At 42.0% G+C, this 7,946-nt stretch carries 8 protein-coding genes and 1 pseudogene; all 9 read right to left on the reverse strand.

Annotation, left to right across the window (positions count from 1 at the left end; translation table 11 throughout):
- Window positions 1–781: pseudogene (locus EFD62_RS16735) on the reverse strand (IS110-like element ISCth6 family transposase); the annotation flags it as partial.
- A gap of 353 nt (window positions 782–1,134) precedes the next feature.
- Window positions 1,135–1,437 carry a hypothetical protein gene (locus EFD62_RS16740; protein WP_192876520.1) on the reverse strand — a complete coding sequence of 101 codons (303 nt, stop codon included), beginning with the start codon at window positions 1,435–1,437 and terminating at the stop codon, window positions 1,135–1,137.
- A 224-nt stretch (window positions 1,438–1,661) separates the two neighbouring features.
- Window positions 1,662–2,975, reverse strand: a complete 1,314-nt coding sequence (locus EFD62_RS16745; protein ID WP_003515129.1) for a phage major capsid protein — start codon at window positions 2,973–2,975, stop codon at window positions 1,662–1,664.
- Window positions 2,976–3,025: 50 nt separating this feature from the next.
- Window positions 3,026–3,175, reverse strand: a complete 150-nt coding sequence (locus EFD62_RS17580) for a hypothetical protein (RefSeq protein ID WP_155522922.1) — start codon at window positions 3,173–3,175, stop codon at window positions 3,026–3,028.
- Window positions 3,176–3,246: 71 nt separating this feature from the next.
- Complete coding sequence (locus EFD62_RS16750) at window positions 3,247–5,400, reverse strand: phage/plasmid primase, P4 family (protein ID WP_235832698.1); 2,154 nt, start codon at window positions 5,398–5,400, stop codon at window positions 3,247–3,249.
- A 126-nt stretch (window positions 5,401–5,526) separates the two neighbouring features.
- A complete protein-coding gene (locus tag EFD62_RS17820; protein WP_003513997.1) occupies window positions 5,527–5,664 on the reverse strand; it encodes a hypothetical protein in 138 nt (45 codons plus the stop codon).
- Window positions 5,657–6,046 (reverse strand): hypothetical protein, encoded by a 390-nt coding sequence (locus EFD62_RS16755; RefSeq protein WP_128706545.1) that lies wholly within the window; start codon window positions 6,044–6,046, stop codon window positions 5,657–5,659. The genes EFD62_RS17820 and EFD62_RS16755 overlap by 8 nt, the downstream gene beginning before the upstream one ends.
- 187 nt (window positions 6,047–6,233) lie before the next feature.
- On the reverse strand, window positions 6,234–6,605 hold the full coding sequence (locus EFD62_RS16760) for a hypothetical protein (protein ID WP_128706546.1): 372 nt from the start codon (window positions 6,603–6,605) through the stop codon (window positions 6,234–6,236).
- 19 nt (window positions 6,606–6,624) lie between these two features.
- Window positions 6,625–7,946, reverse strand: a 1,322-nt coding sequence (locus EFD62_RS16765; RefSeq protein WP_162302537.1) for an RHS repeat-associated core domain-containing protein, incomplete at its 5' end; no start/stop codon positions are given.

Here is a 7,946-nt window from a genome sequence, read left to right on the forward strand (position 1 = left end):
TGATATCCTTTACAATGTTTCTGACTATAAAATCCCTTTCGGGCTGATAGTCCTTTCTTGTGTCTCCATCCCTTTCAATCATGGATATAATCTCATGAATACGCTGTATTTTAAGTGCCTGATGCACAGGCTTTATCGTCTGATATATTTCTTCCGGTGTTGTGTTCCATATATACTCCGGTGACGGGTAGTTCTCCCAGAAACATAAGGCACTCTTGGAATCAATCATGGCAAAGAATTTCCTGTAGGATGGGTAACTGTAGGAAAGCTGGCTGTGGAGCTGGTTCTTGTTCATCACATTGCCCTTTACAAGCAAATCCCGCCTTTTCACCATTTGCCGTATTGTCCAGAATATATCCTCATGCTTGGCATCCTGCAAAGTGTCCACCATATCCCTGAGTACCCTTGCCACACAATAGGCATCATAGGAGTCATCCTTGTAAATAATGGGGTTTGCAAGCCTTACAGCGCTTGTATAGGCAGGGTTAACGTGCTTGACTTCAAACTTCCTGCCCACCAGATAGGCAGCAAGGTTTCTGCCAAAGCCTCTGGTATCTTCAAGTCCGAATACAATTTCCTTTATCCCGCAAATCTTCCTTACATCCTCAACGAATGCAGGGAATCTGGATGGCCTGTTTTCAAAGTTAACCTCACCCAGTTTATTCATCCAACAATCAATTACAACTGCACAATGTGCGTCCTTGTGCATATCAATTCCAACAAAGCAGGTGTTTCGTTTATGATAAATATCTATCCTCTCCTTTTCCAATGTCTCCACCACTCATACCGGCAACCTCAATTTAAGAGCGTTAGATTCGATTAGGGACATTTCTTGTAAAGAAGTGTCCCTTGACCTTAATCCTCGCAAGGGAACGCCAACCTATCTATTCCTGATGTGACAAATTACGTGATTTCAGGCATCACGAGCCTTAGTTCAAATTTCTTAATGTTCTTTTACTGCTTCTCTTGGACACTAATTTCTTAATGCTTCTGACCAATAAATTTCTGTATTGATAACTGCTGCAACCTTTACAAAATCCTCTTTACTTGCCCCTTTTGTTTCAAACAAAGCTTACGGCTGCAACCTACGCTTTTACGTTTCAGGGAGCAATACAGAGGCCTTTTTACTGGCTACTAAACCTTTTTCCAGCCTTTTGCTTTTAGGCTTTCCTGTGTGTAATCTTCCGGCCTGTAGTTCTCCAAGGTTTTTCTGCACTTGATGTTTTCGTACAGAATTAAATCCCCTTTGAGAACCAGCTTCTTTATCCAGCCGCTGGGCAACGATTTTTCCCATACTTCACATTGAATACTGGTAAAATACAACTCCAGCGCCCTTTCAATAATGGCATTGGCACCGGACAAACCTTCTTGCTTGGCAAGTGCCTTGGCTTTGTTCAATAAGGCTTCCTCTATGGTTGTGGTAATCTTTGCTCTCACACTTTCATCCCTTCCTACGGTTAAAGCCTTTATTCCGCAGTAACATTCATCACTCTGAACCGCTGATATAGCAAGTCAATTATGCTTTAGAAAGCAATATTTCTATCAGTTTTAGAATTGAGCTCCGCCCTGCCAAAGCTTCTTGTAGGAGGAGCAGCACTTCCAATTTGCTCATTTCACCCTAAGTATTGCTTAGCCTCAGACTTGGCTCAAATCTGAGCAAATCATCTCGCTTCCAGAGCTACTGCCCATGAGAGCGTTGCTCCGTTTTTCGGTGTTATAGGTTTATCCCAGGTTCCCTGACCATCTACACGCACTATCACCCTGTAGTCGGTCATATCCTCCATCCAGCCAGGAACATTGGAACGGTCAAGAGCAATCTCTTTCCTCATGCCTATGGCATACTGGGAAAGATCTGCAAGGATTAAATCTCCCTTAGCACCCAATGTGGGGCATTTCTCAGTGAATAAGACCTCCTTACCCAGAAGTGTGAATTTCCCGCTCTCTTCCCTGAATACCGGTATCTGAGCGCCACCGGTACCAATGGTAATGGTCATGGTGAGCAATTGTGGTATTACCGATGGATTGGCAAGCCATACCGCATTGGTAAAACATGACGGAGCAAGCCTTGAGAACATATTGACCACGTTTTGATAGGTAATTGTGGCTGGTTCTTGAGAAGCCTCTTTATTTACAGTAATCAGTGCCGGGTCATTTATAATACCAAGAGGCTGGCCTTCACCGGTTCCATTGATAAAGGCATAGTCCATGTACCAGCCCAAGCCTTTAATAAGCGCTCCAGCTAACATTTCCTCAAAGGACATACCATCTGCAATAAGTTCATTGGATGCCTGTGAGAAGCAGGCCAGCTTCTTGGCTTTCAGTTGAATCAGCCTTAACTTGGCTGTTTTTCGTGTGCCTGTCTGTCCTTCCTCCAGCCATTCTCCTGAGATACCGCCGAATAGGTGATTGGTTCTGTCTGCTCCATCAAAGGCTGGTACTTTCTTTGTTTCACTTCCCATTGCCCATACTGTTGCTCTGGGACGGATGATCTCATTCTCCAGGGATTTATCCATCAGGAAGGCTCCGTATTCCTCCGGTACGGAATATCCGCCGAATTCGGGTATTCCTTCCACCATACTGGCATTTATCAGCCTGTTGTCGGCTCTGCCTGAGTGAAGTGTTCTCAGGAATTCATCCATGGAATGAAAACCATTGTTGCTTAAGCTCACAGTTTCGTTTCCATAGAACATCCCTCTGAATGATTTTGATATAGCCTTTGTTACCGGAATTTTTGACACATCTTCACGAGCCATGGGATTGTGCGGCATATTCAATATTGGCTCAGAGGTTCTGATTTTTGATAATTCTTCATCAATGCTATCATTGATGCGTGTTATTCTGTCTTTGTAGCGGTTAAACTGTTGCTCCTGTTCCTTAGTCAAACTTCCACCTGCTTTTTCCGCTTCGTTTAAAATAGCTTCTGCTTTCTCCACCAATTGCTTTTTCTCATGTACTAAATCTGCTATAAATCTCATGCTTAAATCCTCCATTTTCATAATTGTTTTTTTGTTAATATGGTCTGGGGTTAATACCCCGTTTGAATCTGCATTTTTTTACGCGGTGCTGCCAGCCCGTTGCCCTTATGCTTTACTGTAGAGATTTGACCTCCCCTCCCCTCTGCATCAAGGTACTGAGATTTTACTGACGTACTGACTCTTACTGACTCTTTTTTCATAAATTTCACATAAGAAAAAATATATATAAAAATTTACGGAATTGACGTCAGAAGCCGTCAGTCGTCAGTAATCACAAAAGTATCCCCTCATCCGCAAGACCAATGCCATGCCAGTCCCTGCTGCCATTGGCTCCGCTGCGTTTGACAGCAAAGCCACGCTCCGTCATTTTTGCATTGAACAGCTTCTGACCAAGAGGATAATCTCCGTTCTCCCGGCACCATGTTTCGTAAGCATACCTGATGCTTCTATTGGAGACTTTCCTGCCCTCCTCCACAATGCAGCATTCCTCTATAAAACTTGAGAAGGTATCCATTTCCTCCCGGTAACCTTCTGTAGCTGTTTTGACTTCATCAGGCATTTCAAGTCCTTCCTTCTGCCATAAAAGGCAACCCTCTACTGCCCATGACAATATGCCGGGCAGCTCCTCTCTCAGCTTTGCCGGTAGCTGCTTATCTTTTTTATCCTCGGGTATGGTAACGGTGAAAGGAATCAGCTTAATGCGCCGCCAAATGCTGTGACTGGTATCTCTTATGACAGGTCTGTGGTTTACTACGAGAAACGGGGTGAACTGCGGCTGGAAATCAAAGTATTCTCCATAAAGGAACCTTGCTGTGATTCTGTCTCCGCCTGTGAAGCTTTTAATCAATGCCTCAGAGAGCCTTTGTCCTTCATTTATTTCTATAGCAGTAACGAGCCTTGCACCCTGAAGCCTTGCAATATCATTTCCTATCGCTTCTATCCTTTTTGCCATAAAGGTTTCGGACGGAGTATTTCTTGCATAGTCTCCCAACAGGTCAGAGATGGTGTTTAGAAATGTGCTCTTGCCATTTGCTCCTGTTCCATAAAGGACGAATAGGGCCTGCTCTGAAATATCCCCGCTTAATGACGAGCCTACAGCCTTTTGAAGGTACCTTACAAGCTCGTTGCTTCCTCCCGTAATGGTATTCAGAAATTCCATCCATTTGGGAGCCTTGCTGCTTGGTTTATATTCAACAGGGCAGATTTTGCTCATATAGTACTCACGCTTATGGGGTAGAAGTTCCCCTGTCTTTAAATCTACAACACCATTTTTACAGTTCAGCTTCCATATATCAGAATCAAGCTCATCTGGCATGATTATCAGGCCTTCAAGGTTTGAAGCCACATCGATCATGGCTTTAAGCCTGCCTGCGTTTTCAGACTGCATGGCATGGCGCACTAATTCTTTCCTCGTGGCTTCATCTTCAATCCGGCTTGCTTCTGCGAGCATTTCCCTTGATGTTTTTATAGCAAACTGCATAAGTTCCCCGGTTTCTCTCTTCCAGCAGCATCCGTCATATACCAGCCAGTACTTGAAAGCCGGACAATACCTAATGATTTCACCAAACCTGTCACGCAGCCTTTCTGCATTACCGCTGTCTGTCCTGTGGTAATGCTTCTTCCCCGGAAGATTTGGCTGATATCGGCTGACACTGTGCGCTATCTTTCTAACTTCCGCTTCATCAAGCGGAGGATTGCACCTTGCGTTGTTTTCTGCAAGCAATGCCGCATAGATGCTCTCTTCTGTCATTCCTCTTGCCCTCATGGTTCCGGCAAGGCTTGTCAGGGTACTGTTGCGGTTTCCTTCCTTAATCTCGGCAATAATACTGCTACCTTCAAAGGGTGTAAGCAATACTTCCACCCTTTCCATGAGCTTCAACAACCATGCTGGAGCTTCTGCCGGGATTCTCTCAAAGGGAGAATGTCCTTCTAACCATTCATACCGATTACCGCTTACATGAATGCTTGGAGCTACGACAATCAGACCACCTGTTGAACGCGTATCAAGACCCGATGCAAACTTGGTCTTATTTGGAATACTCCGGCCTTTAGGGTATTTAAAGACATAGTGCCGACCTCCTCTTCCAGTAACAGCAGTAACCGTATCCGGAAGTTTTCCATGTGTTGCTTCAAGTGCAGATATGGTTTCATTGCCACCATCGTCCACATCAAGCACCAGCCAGCCGGACTTCTCACCTGTAGGAATACCTATATTGGCATTGGGGGTTTTTCTCCACCATTTCTTTATTTGCTCAATATCATAAGTAGAATTCTTGTACCAGCCAGTATATAGCGGATGCTTTCCCTTGCTGTCACAATTACTCCCTGCCTTGCAGGAGCAGGAGCCATCCTCACAAATCCAGTGCAAAGGCATAACTGGGATATTGGCTTCTGCATATTTTAATGCTGCGTCCATCATTGTCACTTTCAAATTCTCACCTCCTCCGAGAACATAAATAGAGCCTGACAAATAGTTTTTAAGACTATCTGCCAGGCTCTATAGGTGAGTCATTCGCTCCCTTTTTGGCTCTGTGCCAGATTTATTCACTTTTTACCCCGCCTTTTTCTCCAGCTTTACTTCAAAAACCTTTCTGCATACCGGGCATTTGATTTCAACATCAGCATAATCGGCATCAAATACCCTGTGATTGCAGTGAGGACAGCGGACAATGTACTTTTTCTTACTCACCCGCCTTCACCTCCGGCTTCTTTAGCTTTATGAGTCTTGCCATTTTCATCATCACTGGCTCTAATATCTCTCCAACCATGTAATGAACCGTTGGTGAGTAATTCTCCTTTGTTTCGTCAAACAACCTGGAAATAAGGTCGTAGAGATTCTTTATATCCTCTTCTGTAGCGTGTGCTGTGCTGACTTCAATAAAAATCTTGGTACCGTCGCGCTTGGCAATATGGTCGCTTACATACTTCTCCAGAGCGTATCTTGCTATGCTTGATGTAGTAACGCTTGCCTCCGGCATTTGTGCCTGAAGCTCACCAATAATCGCATCCAATTCATCCGACTGCCTTTGTGTAAGCCTTACCCGTAGCATACTATCCTTTTCTGTAGACATTATTGCACCTCCTGTATTTCTTTTTGACTTTTTTGTATCGCATTGTATTACTCAATGTCAAGCATGGAAAAAAGAAAACCCGGTTTGCTTTTATATTGGCTTGCCGGGTATTGTCTTATTTAATTCTTTTGTCTCGATTAAACGTAAAGAATTTATCCGCAAACATTATATTACCAAAATACATTGATTATCTCGTCGGCATTCCAAGTCTAACGTATTCTTCCATAGGAATAATTAAACCAAAATCATTATCTACGTATATTCCCTTTGGAAAAATACTATGTTGCAATATATTTCTCAAGCGTTCTTCTGATGTGTATGTCATAATGATTATATGTGGATTTTTAAACGGTATTTTTTTTAAATCCTTCCTTTCATAATCCATAAGAATTGATCCTGTTTCATCGTAGTCATAAAATATATGGTCTGTTCCAAAATCAACACAATATCTGTTTTTAATCTCATTTACATCATAGCATCTGATACTATCAGGATGTTTGATTGCTTTTATAACATCTAAATTGAATTTCTCATCTCCTATTAATAATATCCAATTCAATTGATTCACATCCTCTCAATTATTTAAGGTATTCTAATAAATCTTCAAGTGAAGTAAACACCTTAATCCCTTGCTTACTAGCATTTTTAACTAATGCTGAAGAAGGATTTAATTCTGGGGCAAACCCTATTACTTCTTTGGTCGTTCCCGCAGTAGTTTTTATTATTTGTGAAGTTAGACCCTTTGCTGTACCGGCTTTTACTTGTATTATAGTATTATCCAATTCTATGTCAAAGTCGGTCAGAATCGTACCATCGGGTCTGTATGCAATTTTATTAACATCAACGACTTTACTTGGGTATCGTGCTTCGATAGCGTTTGCTGTTTCACCTACATATTTATCCGGAGAAGTCCAAGTCTTAGGCGTTCCCTCTGTCATTTTAGCAAACTTTTCGTAATTCCGGTTGAAACTATCAAAACCACTACTAGCCTTAAATACTCCACTGGCACTACCTTCTGCAGCAAGCATCAATTCACCAACACCAGCTGCCGTAAGTGTTAAGGATATTGTACCACCTCCACTCAATATACCCTTTATACCAATCGTAGTATCTCGAATTCCGCGCACACCTATTAAGGTACCACCTGCAAATTGCGCTGTACCTTTAATCGTATTGTAAGCACCAGTTAATGTACCTCCTATGTAATAGTATTCATTATCCTGAATGCCCAAAGAATTTGTCACATTATTTTCAAAGTATTCAAATCTTTTTTGCGCTTCATCATAGAATTCCATATAGTTTCCAACAGATACTATTGCATCAACAGCTGTTACCTTATCAACAAATGGGTCATAAACATTATTTTTAAAAGTTGTCAGTGCTATACCTGTTCCCAATGCCAAACCATCTTTTAGACTACTTGGCTTATTCTCAATTACATATTCAATAACCTCTTTTCCTTTTTGAATAGTTTGGCCTACTGGTTGAACTACTTTTTCATTTACATAATTTTTTGCAGTATTCAATACATTAGAGGCTGCATCTGAAACACTCTTAATCTTTTTGTTAACCCATTGCTTTGCATTTTCAAATTTCTTGTCCAGCCATTCAGGCCAATGTCCTGTCGGATCATAGTATACTAATGGATTATTCTTCACATATGTATACAAATTCAAGCTAAGCGGGTCATTTGGGTCTCCCCTGTATGTATCCTCTTGCAAAAATCTTGCAATTTTCGGATCATACATCCTTGCATTCAAGTAATACAGCCCGGTTTCCTCATCATACTGATAACCGGCATACCTTATGTTGTTGTTGATCGGTGTTGTTGTCAGATTTCCATTGGCATCATAGTACTTTTCCTCTTCTATATTACCAAATGCGTCATAGTAGTATGTTG

The organism is Acetivibrio mesophilus (assembly GCF_004102745.1).
GTDB classification, from domain to species: Bacteria; Bacillota; Clostridia; order Acetivibrionales; family Acetivibrionaceae; genus Hungateiclostridium; species Hungateiclostridium mesophilum.

What these genes read in the sequence shown, in the direction of transcription:
- EFD62_RS17580 (WP_155522922.1), bottom strand. Translation starts at nt 3,175, where the DNA reads ATGAAAAAAGAGTCAGTAAGAGTCAGTACGTCAGTAAAATCTCAGTAC.
- EFD62_RS16745 (WP_003515129.1), bottom strand. Translation starts at nt 2,975, where the DNA reads ATGAGATTTATAGCAGATTTAGTACATGAGAAAAAGCAATTGGTGGAG.
- EFD62_RS16755 (WP_128706545.1), bottom strand. Translation starts at nt 6,046, where the DNA reads ATGTCTACAGAAAAGGATAGTATGCTACGGGTAAGGCTTACACAAAGG.